This window comes from Microbacterium sp. FG3 (assembly GCF_057809335.1).
In genome coordinates, this window is the sequence record NZ_JBMDJT010000009.1 from 25,219 (window position 1) to 41,180 (window position 15,962).

At 75.8% G+C, this 15,962-nt stretch carries 9 protein-coding genes and 1 pseudogene; 4 read left to right on the forward strand and 6 right to left on the reverse strand.

Annotation, left to right across the window (positions count from 1 at the left end):
- Window positions 1-52: 52 nt before the first annotated feature.
- On the reverse strand, window positions 53-1,189 hold the full coding sequence (locus tag ACODR5_RS04895) for a YlbL family protein (RefSeq protein WP_488982914.1): 1,137 nt from the start codon (window positions 1,187-1,189) through the stop codon (window positions 53-55).
- 201 nt (window positions 1,190-1,390) lie between these two features.
- Here ACODR5_RS04895 and ACODR5_RS04900 point away from each other — a divergent pair, with 201 nt between their 5' ends.
- Entirely contained in the window at window positions 1,391-2,866 is a 1,476-nt protein-coding gene (locus ACODR5_RS04900) for a zinc-dependent metalloprotease (protein WP_488982940.1), read from the forward strand.
- Between the two features lie 858 nt (window positions 2,867-3,724).
- Here ACODR5_RS04900 and ACODR5_RS04905 read toward each other — a convergent pair.
- Both ACODR5_RS04905 and nudC read right to left on the reverse strand, forming a co-directional pair.
- A complete protein-coding gene (locus tag ACODR5_RS04905; RefSeq protein WP_488982915.1) occupies window positions 3,725-5,461 on the reverse strand; it encodes an ATP-dependent helicase in 1,737 nt (578 codons plus the stop codon).
- Window positions 5,458-6,354: an NAD(+) diphosphatase gene (gene nudC, locus ACODR5_RS04910; protein WP_488982916.1), complete on the reverse strand. Its 897-nt coding sequence runs from the start codon at window positions 6,352-6,354 to the stop codon at window positions 5,458-5,460. The genes ACODR5_RS04905 and nudC overlap by 4 nt, the downstream gene beginning before the upstream one ends.
- 154 nt (window positions 6,355-6,508) lie before the next feature.
- Here nudC and ACODR5_RS04915 point away from each other — a divergent pair.
- A pseudogene (locus ACODR5_RS04915) lies at window positions 6,509-7,270 on the forward strand (phosphotransferase); the annotation flags it as partial.
- 386 nt (window positions 7,271-7,656) lie between these two features.
- Here ACODR5_RS04915 and ACODR5_RS04920 read toward each other — a convergent pair.
- Both ACODR5_RS04920 and ACODR5_RS04925 read right to left on the reverse strand, forming a co-directional pair.
- Window positions 7,657-11,121, reverse strand: coding sequence for an ATP-dependent helicase (locus tag ACODR5_RS04920; RefSeq protein WP_488982917.1), 3,465 nt, complete (start codon window positions 11,119-11,121; stop codon window positions 7,657-7,659).
- Complete coding sequence (locus tag ACODR5_RS04925; RefSeq protein WP_488982918.1) at window positions 11,118-14,363, reverse strand: PD-(D/E)XK nuclease family protein; 3,246 nt, start codon at window positions 14,361-14,363, stop codon at window positions 11,118-11,120. Before ACODR5_RS04925 ends, ACODR5_RS04920 begins: the two co-directional genes overlap by 4 nt.
- A gap of 160 nt (window positions 14,364-14,523) precedes the next feature.
- Here ACODR5_RS04925 and ACODR5_RS04930 point away from each other — a divergent pair, with 160 nt between their 5' ends.
- Together ACODR5_RS04930 and ACODR5_RS04935 are read left to right on the forward strand one after the other, a co-directional pair.
- Window positions 14,524-14,748, forward strand: coding sequence for a DUF3107 domain-containing protein (locus tag ACODR5_RS04930; protein WP_449853363.1), 225 nt, complete (start codon window positions 14,524-14,526; stop codon window positions 14,746-14,748).
- Window position 14,749: 1 nt separating this feature from the next.
- The gene (locus tag ACODR5_RS04935) at window positions 14,750-15,040 is read left to right on the forward strand and encodes a hypothetical protein (protein WP_449853364.1); all 291 of its coding nucleotides are present in this window, start codon (window positions 14,750-14,752) and stop codon (window positions 15,038-15,040) included.
- Window positions 15,041-15,141: 101 nt separating this feature from the next.
- On the opposite strand, the gene ACODR5_RS04940 is transcribed toward ACODR5_RS04935, so the two are convergent.
- Window positions 15,142-15,855: a ferritin-like fold-containing protein gene (locus ACODR5_RS04940; RefSeq protein ID WP_449853365.1), complete on the reverse strand. Its 714-nt coding sequence runs from the start codon at window positions 15,853-15,855 to the stop codon at window positions 15,142-15,144.
- Between the last annotated feature and the right edge of the window lie 107 nt (window positions 15,856-15,962).

The window sequence follows — 15,962 nt, forward strand, 5'->3', positions numbered from 1 at the left end:
GGGCACGAGCCGGGCACCCCGACGCGGATACGGGGGATTCCCCCAGGGCGGATCAGCCGGCGGTGCAGGACGGAAGCCCGTCCGCGTCGCCGTCCGCGATCGCCTCGACCGCGTCGACGGCCTCGTCGAGCGTCGCGATCGACACGACGGTCAGCCCGTCCGGCTCGTGCCCCACGACCTGGTCGCAGTTGTCGCGCGGGGCGAGGAACCACTCGGCGCCCGCGGCGCGCGCACCGTGCAGCTTCTGGCGGATGCCGCCGATCGGCCCGACCTCGCCCGCGCCGTCGATCGTCCCGGTGCCCGCGATGTCCTCGCCGCCCGTGGCCTCCCCCGGCGTCAGCACGTCGATGATCCCCAGCGCGAACATCGTGCCGGCGCTCGGGCCGCCCACGTTGTCGAGCTGGATGTGCACGTCGACGGGGAAGTCGTCGTAGTCGGTCGTCAGACTCACGCCGATCGCCCATGCCTCCGCGCCGTCGATGACCGCCCGGGTCGGCGTGATCTCGGCCGCGCCCGGCTCGCCGTCGCGCAGGTAGCCGATCTCGATCGGCTCGCCCTCGCTCGCCTGGATCAGCTCGCGCAGCCGGGTGACGTCGGTCACGTCCTCGCCGTCGGCGGTCGTGATCACGTCGCCCTCGCGCAGCGCGCCGCGCGCGGGCGATTCGTCGGTGAGCGAGACGACCTGGATGCGGGAGCCGATGTCGTAGCCGAGCTGGCGCAGCGCGGCCGCCGTGGCGTCGGCCTGGGAGTCGACCATGAGCATGGCGTTCTGCTCGGTGCGCTGCTCGCTCGTCGTGCCCTGCGGGAAGACCGAGTCGAGCGGCACGACGGCCTTCGACGGGTCGAGCCAGGCCGCGGCGAGCTGGATCCAGCGGGGCGTCCACTCGCGGTTGCCGACGACCTGCACGGTGGTGAGGTCGAGGCTGCCGCCGGTCTCGTAGGTCTCGGCGCCGTCCACCTCGATGAGCGGCACGTCCTCGCCCTCGGCATTCTGCGCCGTGCCGATCGTGTTGTAGACCGGCCCCGGCTGCTGGATCACGTACGCCGACGGCATCAGGGTCAGCGCGAAGAGCACGACGAGCGCGATCGCGAGCGACACGGCTCCGATCGCGGTGCGTCGCGGCATCCGCCTGAGTGCCGACAGCGGGGTGGGTCGGGGCTGCTCCCCCGGCTCGTCGAACAGGCTCACGCGCGTGCCATCTCCCTGTGGTTCGTGGCCGTTCGCGCCGGGCGTAAGGCGGATGATCCGCCCGACGTGCCGGGCGACGACGGCGCGACTAGCGTAGAACGCATACCTTCTGGCCGGCTGATACGGCGCACACGAGAGGCGGCTGACGTGTCCCAGGACGATCCCCGACCGGATGACGACCTGCCCGAGTTCCTGCGGCGGATGTTCGAGGGAATGCCCGGCGGCCTTCCCGGCGGCTCCCTCGATCCCGAGCAGCTGCGGCGGCTCTCGGAGGCGATGGGCGACGGCGCGGGCGGCATGCCGTTCGACCCCGCCATGCTGCAGCAGATGATGCAGCAGATGCAGCGCGCGTTCGCCTCGGCGGGCGACGGCATCTCGTGGGACGCGACGAGGCGCAGCGCGCTGCACATCGCGAACCAGGACGGCAGGGGCGTGACCGACGGGCAGCGCACCGACCTGGACCAGGCCTTCGCGCTCGCGAACCTGTGGCTCGGCGAGGCGACGGCGATCTCGGAGCTCACGGAGACCCCGCGCGCCATCACCCGCGGCGACTGGGTGGAGCTCACGCTGCCCGTGTGGCAGGAGCTCGCCGAGCCCGTGGCCACGAGCATCGCCGACGCACTCATCGAGGCGCTGCGCACGCAGTCGCCCGAGGAGCTGCGGCCCCTGCTCGAGGGTGCGGGACGGCTCATCCGCGGCATCGGCGGCCAGCTCTTCGCCGCGCAGTTCGGCCAGGTCATCGGCCGCCTCTCGCTCGAGGTGATCTCGGGCGGCGACGTGGGCGTGCCCGTCATGCCGGCCGGCAGCGCCGTGATCCTGCCGCAGAACTTCGCCGACCTGGGCCGCGGGCTCGAGATCCCCGACGACCAGCTCGCGATCTACGTCGCGGCGCGCGAGCTCGCGCACGCCCGCCTGTTCCGCCACGCCAAGTGGCTGCGCCTGCAGGTGATCGCGCAGGTGACCGAGTACGCCCGCGGCGTGGACATCGACGTGGAGCGGCTCGAGGAGCTCGCCTCGCGCTTCGACCCGCAGGACCCCGGCGAGCTGCGCGACGCGCTGCAGAGCGGCGCGCTGCTGCCCCAGCAGTCCGAGGCGCAGCGGCTCGCGCTCACGCGGCTCGAGAACCTGCTCGCCCTCATCGAGGGCTGGGTGGACGTCGTCACGGCCGACGCGACGAGCCGCATGCCCGATCTGGAGCGGATCGCGGAGACGATCCGCCGGCGCCGCGCGGCCGGCGGTCCGGCCGAGGACGCGCTCGCCGCGCTCGTCGGCCTGCAGCTGCGCCCGCGCCGCCTGCGCGAGGCCGCCGCCATGTGGCGCGCCGTCACCGAGGCGGTCGGCGTCTCGGCGCGCGACGCGCTGTGGGACTACCCCGACCTCATGCCGCAGGCGGAGGACATCGACGACCCGTCGGGGCTCATCGCGCGGCTCGAGGCGAAGGCGCGCGGCGACGAGCCGGAGCCCGACGAGATGGACGCCGCGCTCGCGCAGCTGCTGGCCGACGCCGAGCGCGGCGAACCGGGATCGGCGGAGCCGCGGGCAGAGGGCTCGGGCGACCGGGGCTCGGGTGACGACGGCTCGGGTAGCGAGGGCTCGGGCGACCAGGGCTCGAGCGACGGTGGCGACCGCGGCCAGGGGCCCGACGGCGAGGGGCCCGAGGGGCCGCGCGCGGTCTGAGGTGCGAACCGCGGGCCGGCGGGGACGCGCGGCGCGCGGCTCGCTCCCAGGCGCACGGATCGGGGCCGTCCGCGATCCGCTCTGTGGATAACGCCCCGCGGGCCCCGTAACGGCGACAGAATCGCGGCATGACTCCGCTGCGACTCGATCCGGCTCACGTGCCCCTCTGGCGCGACGCGTCGACGCTGCAGCTCGGCCGCGAGGGCACCGTGGTGCTGCGCGACCCGGCCCCGTGGCAGGAGCGCATCGTGGCCGAGCTCGAGCGCGGCACCGAGCGCGCCCACCTCGAGCGCCTGGCCGCGGCCCTGCGCGTGCCGCGGGAGGCGCTCGACGCCCTGCTCGACCGCCTCTCGCCCGTGCTGCGCCGCTCGGGCGACCCGCGGCGCGTGGCCGTGATCGCGGCCGACCGCTTCCCGGAGCGCGCCGTGGGCGACGTGCTCGACGGCCTCGAGGGCAGCGGCTGGGAGCCGTCGTGGGTGGCTCCGGGCGAGCCGCCCGTCGCGGTGCGGGACGGGCGGATCGAGCCGATCCCGGTCGTCCTGCTGGCCGCACACGCGGTCGCGCCGCACCAGTGGGCGCCGCTGCAGCGCGCCGACGCGCCGCACCTGCCGCTCGTCTTCGCGGGCGGCAGGGCCGACGTCGGCCCCCTCGTCGTGCCGGGCCGCACCGCCTGCCTCGGCTGCCTCGCCGCGCACGAACGCGACCGCGACCCCGCGTGGCCGGCGCTCGTCACCCAGCTCGTCGCCCGCCGCCCGCCCGACGTCGCGCTGCCGCTGGCGATCGAGGCGGCCGCGCTCGCCGCACGTCTGCTCGACGAGCCCGTGTCGGATGCGGCCGAGGACGGCCGGTCCCGCTCCGTCAGGATCGACGCGGGGCTGCGGCGGCTGTGGCGCTCGCATCGACCGCACGCAGGATGCCTGTGCCGCCTTCTGCCCAGCGAGGCCCCGCGATCTCGGTCAGGAAGCGCGACGGCTGGCGCGCCACCCGTCCCGAACCCCGCGACCACGACAGCGACAGCGTTCGCGCGGCCCGCGTGATGCCGACGTACGCCAGGCGCCGCTCCTCGTCGATCTGCTCGATCCCGGTCGCGTACGAGATCGGCAGCAGCCCCTCCGAGAGACCCGCGAGGTGCACGTGCGGCCACTCCAGGCCCTTGGCGGCGTGGATCGTCGCGAGCGTGACGGTGCGCAGCGACGGCTCGTGGTGGTCCTTGGCCCGCGCGAGCAGCCCGTCGGCGAAGGTGCGCAGCGTCGTGCCGGGGCGTGCCTCCTCGGCCAGGCGCACGACCGCCTGGCGGGCCTCCCACGCGTTGCGGAGGGCGCCGCCGGCCGCCGGCGGCTCGTCGGAGTGCCCCAGGCTGCGCAGCACATCGCGCACGGTGTCGACGAAGTCGTCGTGCTGCTGCGGGGCGACCGCGGCGCCGCGCAGCGCGAGCACCGCCTGACGCACCTCGGGCAGGTCGAAGAACCGGGTGCCGCCGAGCACCGTCGTGGCGATGCCACGGGCCGCGAGCGCCTGCTGCAGCACGCCGGACTGGGCGTGCGAGCGGTACAGCACGGCGATCTCGTCGGGCCGCGCCCGCTGCAGCTGCCGCTCGATGGCGGCCGCGACGCCCGCCGCCTCCGCCGTCTCGTCCGCGTAGGCCGTCACCGTCGGCGTGGGCGAGAGCGACTCGTCGCGCGCGGGCACGAGCGTGAGGGCCCCCGGCCGGCCACGCATGAGCGCGTTGGCCGCGTCGATGACCGAGCGGTCCGAGCGGTAGTTCCGCTCCAGTCGCACGACGGTGGCCCCCGGGTGGCGCCGCTCGAAGTCGAGGAGGAAGCGGGCATCGGCACCGGCGAAGGAGTAGATCGTCTGGCTCGCGTCGCCCACGACGCACAGGTCGCGGCGCTCGCCCAGCCACAGCTCGAGCAGCCGGTTCTGCAGCGGCGAGACGTCCTGGTACTCGTCGACCGTGAAGTGCCGGTACTGCTCGCGCACCGCTGCGGCCACGCGGGGCTCCGCCTCGAGCATGCCGGCGCACGCCAGCAGCACGTCCTCGAAGTCGAGCTGGCGGCGCTCGTCCTTCAGCGCCTCGTACGAGCGCATCAGCGCGACGAGCGCGTCGGGACCGATCGATCCGACCCGGCGCTCCAGCCGCGCGTACTGATCGATCGAGCGCATCGTGATCTTGCGCCACTCGATCTGCGAGGCCACGTCGCGCAGGGTGGCGGTGTCGGGCTTCAGCCCCACGCCGTCGGCCGCGTGGGCGAGCAGCCGCACCTTGTTGTCGATGATCTTCGGCGCCACGTCGCCGGCCACGGTGGGCCAGAAGAAGTTCAGCTGCGCCAGCGCGGCCGAGTGGAACGTGCGCGCCGCGACGCCGTCGACGCCGAGCGCGCGCAGGCGGCCGCGCAGCTCGCCCGCGGCCTTCGTCGTGAAGGTGAGGGCCATCACGCGCGGGGGCGAGTACTCCCCCGTCTCCACGCCGTACGCGATGCGATGCGTGATGACGCGGGTCTTGCCGGCGCCGGCGCCGGCGAGCACGGCCACCGGCCCCCGGAGCATCTCGGCGGCCTCGCGCTGGCGCTCGTCGAGCGCGTCGAGGGCGCTCACGCCGCGCCCCCGGCGCGCTCGACCCACTCTCGGATCAGGCGGTGCGCGATCGAGACGCGGCCGGGGAGCCCCACGCCGCGGCCCGCGAGCCCCTCGCGGATCTCGTCTCGCGTGAACCAGCGCACGTTCACGATCTCGCTGCCGTCGGCGCGGGCCTCGCCGTCCGCGACCGCGCGGGCGTGGAAGCCGAGCATGAGCGAGCGCGGGTACGGCCAGCCCTGGGATCCCGCGTAGCGCACGTCGCGCAGGCGCACGCCGGCCTCCTCCGCGATCTCGCGGTGGATGGCCGATTCGAGCGATTCGCCCGCCTCCACGAAGCCCGCGAAGCACGAGTGCATGCGCCCGCCCCACGCCGCATTGGCGCCCAGCAGCAGCCGCTGCCCGTCCTCGCTCTCGACCGCCACGATCACGGCGGGGTCGGTGCGCGGGAACAGCTCGCGGCCGCAGCCCGTGCAGCGCCGCGCCCACCCGGCCAGCGTCACCGGCGCGGGCGAGCCGCAGGCGGGGCAGAAGCCCTCGCCGAGGAACCGCCCGAGGCTCACCCCCACGACGAAGGCCTCGGACTCCGCGGCCGGCAGCTCCGCCCCGACCTCGCGCAGCGGGGCCCACCCGGCCGGCGCCGCCACGGGTTCCCCCTCGCCGTGCCACGCGGCCAGCAGCACGGGCGCGCCGCGCTCGTCCCGGCCGAGGAAGGCCCACTCGGCGCCGGCGGCGACCTCGTCGGGCGCCGCCCAGCCCAGCGCGGGCGCGTCGCCCTCGGCGCGCGGCGCCGCGTCCCCGCGCACGACGAGCACGCGCGCGTCGGCGTCGCCGCGCAGCTCCTCGAGGAGCCCCGGGCGATCGCGTTCCGCGGCGCTGCGCTCGATGGCTCCGGAGGGGGCGGGGCGGGGCATGCGGGACCTCTCTCGCGTCACGGGCGTGCGTGGATTCCTCGCCTGCTGTGCGACGGCCATCCATTATCGCCACACGCCCGGGGCGCCGTGCGCGGTGGCGTGCTCGCGGGCGTGGCGCGGGTGGCGGGCGCTCCGCCCGCATACCCTGAAACGCATGGCACGCTCTCCCTTCACTCTAGCGGCGGCGGTCACGGCGGCCGTGCCCGGCGCCGAGGTCGTCGCGACCCGGCCGCTGACGGCGGAAGGGGCGGGGCGATACGACGCCGCCGTCGCCACGCTGGCCGACGGCAGAGAGGTCGTCATCCGCACCCCCGTCGACGAATCGGCCGAGAGCGAGCTGGCCGCCGAGGCCGTCGCGCTGCGGGCGCTCACCCCCGGCGTGCGCGAGCTGCTGCCGGTGTCGGTGCCGGAGTACCTCGGATCGGCCGTGCTGCGGCAGGGCCGCGCCACCGCCATGACGATGCTGCCCGGCTACCAGATCGAGGCCGCCGAGATCCCGCCGGGCGAGGGCGCCGCGACGTCCATCGGCCGCACGATCGCCGCGATCCACGCCCTGCCGCCGTCGGTGGTCCGCTCGGCGGGGCTTCCCGAGCGCTCGCCCGAGGAGTCGCGCGCCGACGTCTCGCGCGTGATCGACGCCGCCGCGGCCAGCGGCCGGGTGCCGGTGCGCCTCACGGTGCGCTGGCGCACGGCGGCCGACGACGACAGGCTGTGGGCCTTCGAGTCGGCGGTCGGCCTGGGCGGCACGCAGGCGACGTCGTTCCTGTTCGGAGACGACGAGCGCGACGCGCCCGTCGTGACCGGCGTGCTCGACTGGCACGGCCTGTCGATCGACGACCCCGCCATCGACCTGCAGTGGGTGGCGTCGGCGCCCGATGCCGCGCCGCACGTGTTCTCGGCCTACGGAGCCGCGGCCCACCGCGCGCCCGACGACGCGCTCGAGGTGCGCGCCCGCCTGCACGCCGAGCTCGAGTTCGCCCGCTGGCTCCTGCACGGCCTCGAGACGCACCGCTCCGACGTCGTGGACGACGCCGCGGGGCTGCTGGAATCCCTCGCCGACGGCGTGCGCGACAACAACCTGCTCGCGGGCCTGCGCCGCGACGGCGAGACCGGCATGGACGACGCCATCGCGGTGCTGGGCCGCGTGCCCGAGAGCGCCGAGCGCGCCGCGGGAGCGGGCGGCACCGCCATGGAGACCGACGCGTACGACCCCGCCGAGCTGTCGCTCACGGGCGATCTGTCGTGGGACGATCCGGACGGCGGTGCGGCGGACCCGAGTGCGAATGCGCGGGATGCCCGGGCTCAGGAGCCGGTCGAGCCGGGCGCCACCGAGCCGATGGACGTCGCGGACCTCCACCGCTCGACGAGCTCCTCCTCCGACCAGACGTCGTCGCCGCGCAGCACGAGCTCGTCCGACACGTAGAACAGCGCCACGTCGATCCGCTCCAGCGGCACGCCGTGCCTGCGGTGGTACGCGAGCCGGTAGAGGGCCAGCTGCAGCAGGCGGTCGCGCTTCTCGGCGGCCGTGCGCGGCGCGGCGCCCGTCTTCCAGTCGACGATCTCGATGCGGTCGCCGCGGCGGTAGACGGCGTCGAGCTTGCAGATGACGATGTGCGGCGGCTCGCCGTCGCGCCCCGGCAGGGCGAAGTCGATCTCGGTCTCCACCTCGAGGGGGCGCAGCGGCGCCCACTCGCTGCGCTCGAAGATCGCCCGCAGCCGGGCCAGCTCGGCCTCGTCGGCCGCCGACATCGCCTCGCCCGCGCCGTGGCCGGGATCGGCCGCCTCGGCACCGAAGAGCTCGTCGTCGCTCTCCCACAGGGCGTCGTCGGGAGACGGGCCACGACCAACGAGGCCCGAGCGCTGCTCCACCCACTGGTGGAAGAGCGTGCCGAGCCGCGTCTGGCGATAGGGACGCTCCGGCATCGGCCGGGCGATCTGCGAGACCGTGCCGGCGAAGTCGGTCACGTAGTCCTTGAAGCGCGACGCGGGAACGCGCGTGGGCGGGCGCAGCGCCGGCGCGCTCTCGCGGCGGCGGCGCTCGTCGAGCAGCCGGCGCAGCTGCGGCGTCGGCTCGGCGGGCTCGCCCGCCTGGGCCGCGCGGACGCGCGCCGCGGCCCCCTCGACGGGTGCGCGCCGGGCGCCGAGCGGGTCGAGCGGCCACTGCAGCGTGCCGCCCTCGCCCTCGTAGGGGTTCTCGTCGGCGTCCGGCGGCTCGATGGGCGGCAGGCCGAGCTCGTCGATCACCTCGATCAGGTACGTGCTGGGGTCGCGCGGCTTGGACTGCCCGGCCCACGACGAGCCCGTCAGCAGCAGCCGTGAGCGCGCGCGGGTGACCGCGACGTAGGCGAGGCGGCGCTCCTCCTCGAGCTGATGCTCGCGGCTGGCCGCCTTGAACGCCGCGATGGCCGCGGCCAGCTCCTTGGCCGTGCTCTCGGGCCCGGGGTGCCAGTCCAGGTGCGGCAGCGCGTCGCGATCGCCGCGGAAGGCGTAGGGCAGCTGGCCGAAGCCGAGCCAGCCGAAGGTCGTGGGCGGGCTCTTGGGCAGCTCGTCCTTGACCATGCGCACCACCGCCACGGCGTCCCACTCCAGGCCCTTCGAGCCGTGGATCGTGAGCAGCTGCACGACGCCCGGCTCCGGCGGCTCGGCCCGCGGCATGAGCTCGTCCGTCTCCTCCGCGTGCGCCAGCCAGGCCAGCAGGCTGCCGATCGTGCCGCGCTCGTCCGCGTCGAGGAAGGCGCGCACCTCGTCGGCGAAGGCGCGCAGCTGCGTGGCGGCCACGCGGGCCGGGCCGCGCGACTCGTTCGACGCGAGCTCGACATCGAGCCGCAGCTCGAGCTCGATGAGGCGGATCAGCTCGGGGATCGGCTGCCCGGCGGCCCGGCGCAGCCGCTCGAACACGCCGGCAGCCTCGCGCAGGCGCGCCCTGCCCTCGGGCGTGATCGCCTCCAGCAGGCGGTAGTCGTCCGGCACCGAGCGCACGAACTCGAGGGCGTCGATGATCGAGACCTGCTCATCGGCTCCCGACGACGCCCGGATGCGCTCGAGCAGCTCGTCCGACAGCGGCACGAGCGCGCCGTCGCGGCGCGACAGCGTGGTGGCGAGGTCGTACAGGGCCGCCATGTCGGCCACGCCCACGCCGAAGCGGGGGCCGACGAGCAGCCGGATGAGCGACGAGCCCTGCGTGGGGTCGTGCACCACGCGCAGGGCCGCGACGACGTCGGTGACCTCGGGGGTGGCGAGCAGGCCGCCGAGCCCGAGGATGCGGTGCGGGATGCCGCGGCGGTCCAGCGCGTCGGCGAACGTCTGCATGTGCTTCTTGGCGCGGAACAGGATCGCGCCCGTGTGCGGCCTCTCGCCCGCATGGGCCGCGCGCACCTGCGCGAACCACTCCGCGACGGCGTCGGCCTCCTCGTCGACGGTGCCGGTGAAGCGGTGCTCCACGCGGCCCTCCCCCACGCCCGGCCGGTCGCGCAGCGGCTCGACGGGCAGCCGGCCCGGCCGCCGCAGCGGTTCGAGCAGGCGGTTGGCCGCGCGCAGCACGGCGCTGTCGTTGCGCCAGCTGATCATGAGGTCGTAGCGCGCCGCCGGCATCTCGGCCGCGAACGCCGCGGCGAACGCGTGCAGGTTGTCGGCGCTCGCGCCGCGCCACCCGTAGATCGACTGGTTGGGGTCGCCCACGGCCATCACGGGCGCGTCGCGGAAGACGGTCGACAGCAGCCGGGTCTGGATGACGGAGGTGTCCTGGTACTCGTCCAGCAGCACCACGCGGTACTGCTCGCGCAGCTCGCGGCCCACCTGCGGCGCCCCCTCGATGATCTCGAGCGCGCCCGTGACCTGGTCGGCGAAGTCGAGCACGCCGCGCCGGTCCTTCTCGGCGCCGTACTCGCGCACGAGCTCGAGCAGCCGCGGCAGCGCGCGCAGGTTGTCGCACGCCTTCTCGATGTCGCCCTTGGTGGCGCGCTGCCGGTTCGCGAACGGCTCCATGCGCTCGGCGAGCTCGGCCGCGTGCCGCGCCACCGCGTCGAGGTCGGCGCGGTGGTCGAGCGCGTCGCCGGCCAGCCGCTGCACGGCCTCGACGATGGTGGACAGGGCCGGATCGATCTCATCGAGCCCCGCCTCGTCGGCCCGCATCACGACGGCGCGGCTGAGCAGCCACGACGCCGACTGCGACAGCAGCGCGGCCTCGGGATCGCGGCCGATCCGCGCCGCGTGCTCGCGCACGATCGCGTCGGCGAAGGCGTTGTAGGTCGCCACGCGCGGCCGCTCGAGCAGGCCGGCCACGCCCGAGGCGCGCGACGGATCCCAGCCGGTGCCGTAGGCGGCGGCGAGTTCGTCGAGCACGGCCCGGCGCACGGCGCGCTGCGCCTCGGGCGCCGCGGCGGCGATGCGCTCGAGCGCGCCGGAGGCGACGATCTCGGGCAGGTGCGGCAGCAGGCCGCGCTCGTCGAACTCGCCGATCCGCTGCAGGCGCGCGCCGATCCGCTCGGCCAGCTCGCCCGCCGCCTTGCGCGTGAAGGTGAGGCCGAGGATCTGCGAGGCCTCGACGTGGCCGTTGGCGACGAGCCACACCACGCGCCCGGCCATCGTCTCGGTCTTGCCGCTGCCGGCACCGGCGACGACGAGCGCCGGACCCGCGGGCGCCTCGATGACCTCGCGCTGCGCGGCGGTGGGCGTCGGCTGCCCCAGCGCGGCGGCGATCACGTCGGCCGACAGCGCGAGCGGGCCGGTCCACGCCGGCGCCGCGGCGGCGATCGCGGGCGCGGTCACGAGGCGCTCACCGCCTTGACGGTGTGCGGGCGGCACAGCGTGGGCCGGTGCGAGCCCCGGCAGTGCACGTCGACGTTGGCGGTGAAGCCGGCGGCCGACATGCCGCGCGCGGCCTCGGTGACGCGGCGCAGGAAGGCGGCGCGCGCCTCGGGACCGAGCGCGGGCTGGTGCGCCACGCGGTACGCCGACTTCGCGGTCTTCTGCGAGACGACCACGAGCCGCGCCCCCGCGAGCGAGCCGGGTGGGGCTCCGGGCACGAGGCCCGCCTCGACGGCGAGCTGATAGGAGGCCAGCTGCGCGTCCTCGACGACCTTCGCGTCGGAGGTGCGGTCCTCGTACTTGCCCGTCTTCAGATCCGCGATCACCACGGCCTCCGCGGCCGCGCCGTCCGCCGGGCGCGTGGCGACCCATCCGCGACCGCGCGCGTCGGCGTGCTCGCCGCCGCCGGCGGGGTACGCCTCGACGCGGTCGATGATGCCGCTCAGCAGCGCGTGCGGGCCGAGGTCGGGCGTCTGCTCTCCCTCGGGGATGCCGACGACGCGCGGCTCGTCGTCGAGCGTGACGGCGAGGCGGAAGCGCGCCTCCGCCGCGACGGGCCGGCCGCCCTCGTGGTGCACGTGCCGCAGGTAGCGATGCAGGCGCTCGACGTACTCCTCGGCGCGCCGGCGCTCCTTGCGCTCGATCCAGCCGGCCTCGAACTCCAGCTCGCCCCAGCGCGCGTCGAGCACGCCGCGCATCGTGCCGAGGTCGCCGTCGGGCGCCGCCTCGAGCGCCGCGTGCAGGATCGTGCCGATGCCCGCCGACGGCGCGCCGGCGGTGTCGCCGCCGAGCGCGCGGATCGCCCAGTCGAGCCCGCACGCCTCGAACGTCTCCATGCGCGACGGCGAGACGCGCACCGGCCGCGCGTCCGGATCGACGAGGGGGGCGGTCGTGGAGGGGCCGCGCACGCCGTACCACTGCGCCGGGTCGGCGCCGGGCACGCCCTCGCCGGCCAGCACCGCGAGCTGCGCGGCGGCGTGCTCCTTCGCGGCATCGGGGGCGGCCGACGTGAGCGTGCGGCGGTGCCGCGCGACGAGCCCGCGCAGCGTGAGCGGATGCTCGATCGGCTCGGCCGCCTCGTCCTCCGGAGGCTCGGGCAGCAGGGTGAGCAGCGGGCTCGGGGTGGCGTCGTCGTCGTCCACGGCCGTCACGAGCAGCCGCGAGCGCGCCCGCGACACGGCCCGCACGAACAGCCGCAGCTCGTCGTGCAGCGCCGCCCTGCGGCGGTCGAGCACGCCAGCCGGCTCGGGGGCGGCGGTGCCGGATCGCGCGGCGGCGACCGCGTCGGCCAGCCGCCAGGAGTCGAGCAGGCCGCCGCGCAGCCGCACGTTGGGCCACACGCCGTCCTGCACGCCCGCGATCACGACGGCGTCGAACTCCGTTCCCAGCGCCATCGCCGGCGTCAGCAGGGTGACGGTGCCGGGGCGCTCGGGGGCGGTGAGCGCGTCCTCGGGCACGTCGCTGTCGAGGATGTCGTGGATGAACGGCTCCGGGCCCTCCCCGGGTGAGCGCTCGTTGTAGCGCTTGGCCGCGTCGAACAGCGCCACGAGGCCGTCGAGCGCGCGCCCCGTCTCGGCCGCGAGGGGCTGCGCGGAGACCGCGACCTCGTGCCACGCGCGCGACAGCCGCCGCCCGTCGGGCGTGCGGGCGCGATCCCACGCCTCCCACAGCAGCTCGTGGATCGTCGCGCCGGCGCGACCGAGCTCGTGCAGCCGGCGCAGCGTCTCGGCGAGGCGGTGCGCGGAGCGCGCCTCGGCGGTGTCGATGAACGTCAGGTGCACGGAATCGTTCAGCGCCTCGCGCAGCAGCTCGCGCGCGGGCCGCGTGCCGCCGGCCTCGAGCTCGCGGTGTCGCAGCCGCGCGCGCAGCCGGCGCGCCCCCACGCCGTCGAGCCCGCCGAACGGCGAGCGCAGGGCCTCGAGCAGCGCCTCGCCCTCGCGCTCCTCGGGTTCCGCGAGCCCCAGCCGCACGAGCTCCACGAGCTGACGAACGGCGCGCTCGCTGCCGAGGGGGCGCTGCACGCCCGCCGCCCGCGTGGGCACCTCGCGCGCGGCGAGCTCGGTCTCCAGGGCCGTGATCTGCCGCGTGTCGTGCGCGATCACCGCCATGCGCTCCCACGGCACCCCGTCGTCGAGATGCCAGGACCGCAGCGCCCACGCGATGCGGTCGGCCTCCTCGCACGGCGACGACGCGATGCGCGCCTCGACGACGCCGGGCGCCTCGACCTCCGGCCCGGGCGCGCGGCGGTGCTCCACTCGTCCGCCCGCGCCGATCTGCTGCGTCACGGCGCGCGCCAGCCGCGCGATCGCCGCGTGTCCGCGATGGTCCGCGTCGAGCACGTGCACGGGGCCGAGCACGCCCGCCAGCCGCGCGAACAGCTCGGGCGTCACTCCGCGGAAGGCGCCCGATCCGATGTCGGGGTCGCCGAAGGCGAGCACCGCGACGCCGCGGGCACGCAGGGCCGCCACCAGGTCGATCCCGCCGCGCGTCAGCTCCTGCGCGTCGTCGATGAGCACCGCGCGCAGCCGATCCAGCTCGCCCAGCGGCTGGCCGCTCGCGAGCACCTCGGCCGCCTCGCGGTACAGCTCGGCGCTGTCGCGGTGCGCGGCGCGCATGCCCGAGAGCACGTTGCGGTAGTCGCGCACGAATCCCGCCACCGCCGTCCACGTCTCCGATCCGAGCGCCTCCAGCTCCGCCGGCGCGACGCCCAGCTCGGTGAGCTCCGAGAGGAAGGCGCGCAGCTCCGAGCGGAAGCCGGCCGAGCGGCGGACGGTGGGGCCGAGGTGCGCGGGCCAGCGGGAGCGGCCCGCAGCCTCGTCCAGCTCGTCGCCCTCCAGGAGCTCGGCGATGATCCGGTCCTGATCGGCCCCCGTGAGCAGCTGGGGCGGGTCCTCGCCGCGCCGCACGGTATCGGCCCGCACGATCTGGAAGGCGAGCGACCCGATCGAGCGCGCGAGCGGGCCGGGGGTCGCCACGGCGACCCGCACGCCGAGCTCGTCGCGCAGCCGCGTGGCCGACGGCCGCGTGGGCGTGAGCACCACGACGGCCTCCGGGCCGAGGGCGGCGGACGCGAGCAGCCGCGACACGCGCTCGACGAGCGCCGTCGTCTTGCCCGTGCCCGGCGCGCCGATCACGGTGCCGGACGCGTCGGCGGGCAGGTCGATGACGGCGCGCTGCGCGAGGTCGGGGGTCTCGAGGGGCACGACTCCACGGTAGCCAGCACCGCCGACATCGCGCGGCCGCATCGCGGGGCCGCCGCCCCTGTTCGCCGTCAGCGTGCGCGCCGCCCCGCCCACGGCCGATCGCATAGGCTGACACCAGCCCGGCACCGGCCGTGGCGCGCGCGACGAAAGGCAGTCATCCGTGGAGATCCGCATCGGCATCACCAACACCGGCCGCGAGCTCAGCTTCGAGTCCGCCGAGTCGGCCGAGACCGTCAAGAAGACCATCGCCGCGGCCCTCAAGGAGGGCACCATGCACATCGAGCTCGTCGACGCGAAGGGCACGACCTACCTCGTCCCCGTCGCGAACCTCGCGTACGTCGAGATCGGGTCCGAGGGCAAGCGCCCCGTCGGCTTCGTCTCCTGACATGTACATCCTGCTGGCGCTGATCGGGGCCATCGCGCTGGGCATCGGCCTGCACTACGCGCTCCCCCACCGCGAGACGCGCGGCATCGTGCTGACCCCGGGTGTGGCGGCCCTCGTCGCCGCCGCCGTCTACGCCGCGCTGACGTGGATCGGCTGGGGCGAGGCGAATCCGTGGCAGTGGGTCGCGACCCTCGCCGCCGCGATCGTCGTCTCCGCCGCCGTCGCGGTCACCCTCGGCATCGCCCGCACCCGCCGCGACGACGCCGAGCGCCGCCGCCTCCGCATCGCCTGATCCGGCCCCCTGGTTCCCGCGAGACAGCATTCCCGCGCCGAGACAGCGTGCACACGCCACTGTCTCGGCGCGCAGATGCTGTCTCGCTGAGGAAGCCGGGATCAGGCGGCGAGGCCGAGCGCGTCCATGCGGCGCGCGTGGGCGGCCATGAGCGCCGTGAAGACCGGCTCGACGCGCTTCTCGTCGTCGAGGCCCAACCGCTCGGGCGCGAGCGCCGCGCGGGCCACGAGCAGCGTGTCGCCCACGAGGCGGCGCGCCCACATCGACAGCAGCGATCGCATCTCGTCGTCGCCCTCGATCGTGGCGCGCAGCAGCTGCTCGAGCTGATCGCGGTCGCTCGCCTCGCCGAGGATCTCCGACACCCGCCGCCCCGTCGATCCGTAGCTCGAGGCCAGCGCCAGGTAGAAGTCGTCGAGCATGCCCGCCGTGATGTACACCGACAGCATGGTCTCGCGCGGACGCGCGCCGATCGTCGCGCCGCGGAACGCGTCGAGCTGCTCGCGGAACGGCAGCATCACCTCGGTCGGATCGCCCACGCGGTCGGCGATGAGCCGCACGATCTGGCGGTGCTTGCGCAGCGCGCGGCCGGCGGCGAGCGAGAGCGCCTCCTTCTCGGCCAGCTCCGGCGTGGCGCGGATGAGGCGCGTGAGGGTCTCGAAGTAGCCCAGCTGCAGGTACGCGGCCTGGCCGAGGAACGTGGCGACGTCCGGTGCCAGCTCGGCGAAGTCCACGCGGCGCGCGTCGCCGAGGTCGCCGCGCGAGCGCAGCTTGAGGATGCGCGCGGGCGGCCGGCGCCGCCAGAACCAGTTCACCACGGAGGCGATCCTACGCGGCGGCGCCCGCGCCACGCGGATGCGCGCGCCACGCGCCGCTCAGGGGCTTCCCCGCACCGATCCCCTAGGCTGGTTCACGGCCCCGCCGA

Bases quoted from the DNA above. Each gene is read 5' to 3' on its own strand.
- ACODR5_RS04900 (WP_488982940.1), top strand. From the start codon at position 1,391: ATGTTCGAGGGAATGCCCGGCGGCCTTCCCGGCGGCTCCCTCGATCCC.
- ACODR5_RS04935 (WP_449853364.1), top strand. From the start codon at position 14,750: ATGTACATCCTGCTGGCGCTGATCGGGGCCATCGCGCTGGGCATCGGC.
- nudC (WP_488982916.1), bottom strand. From the start codon at position 6,354: ATGCCCCGCCCCGCCCCCTCCGGAGCCATCGAGCGCAGCGCCGCGGAA.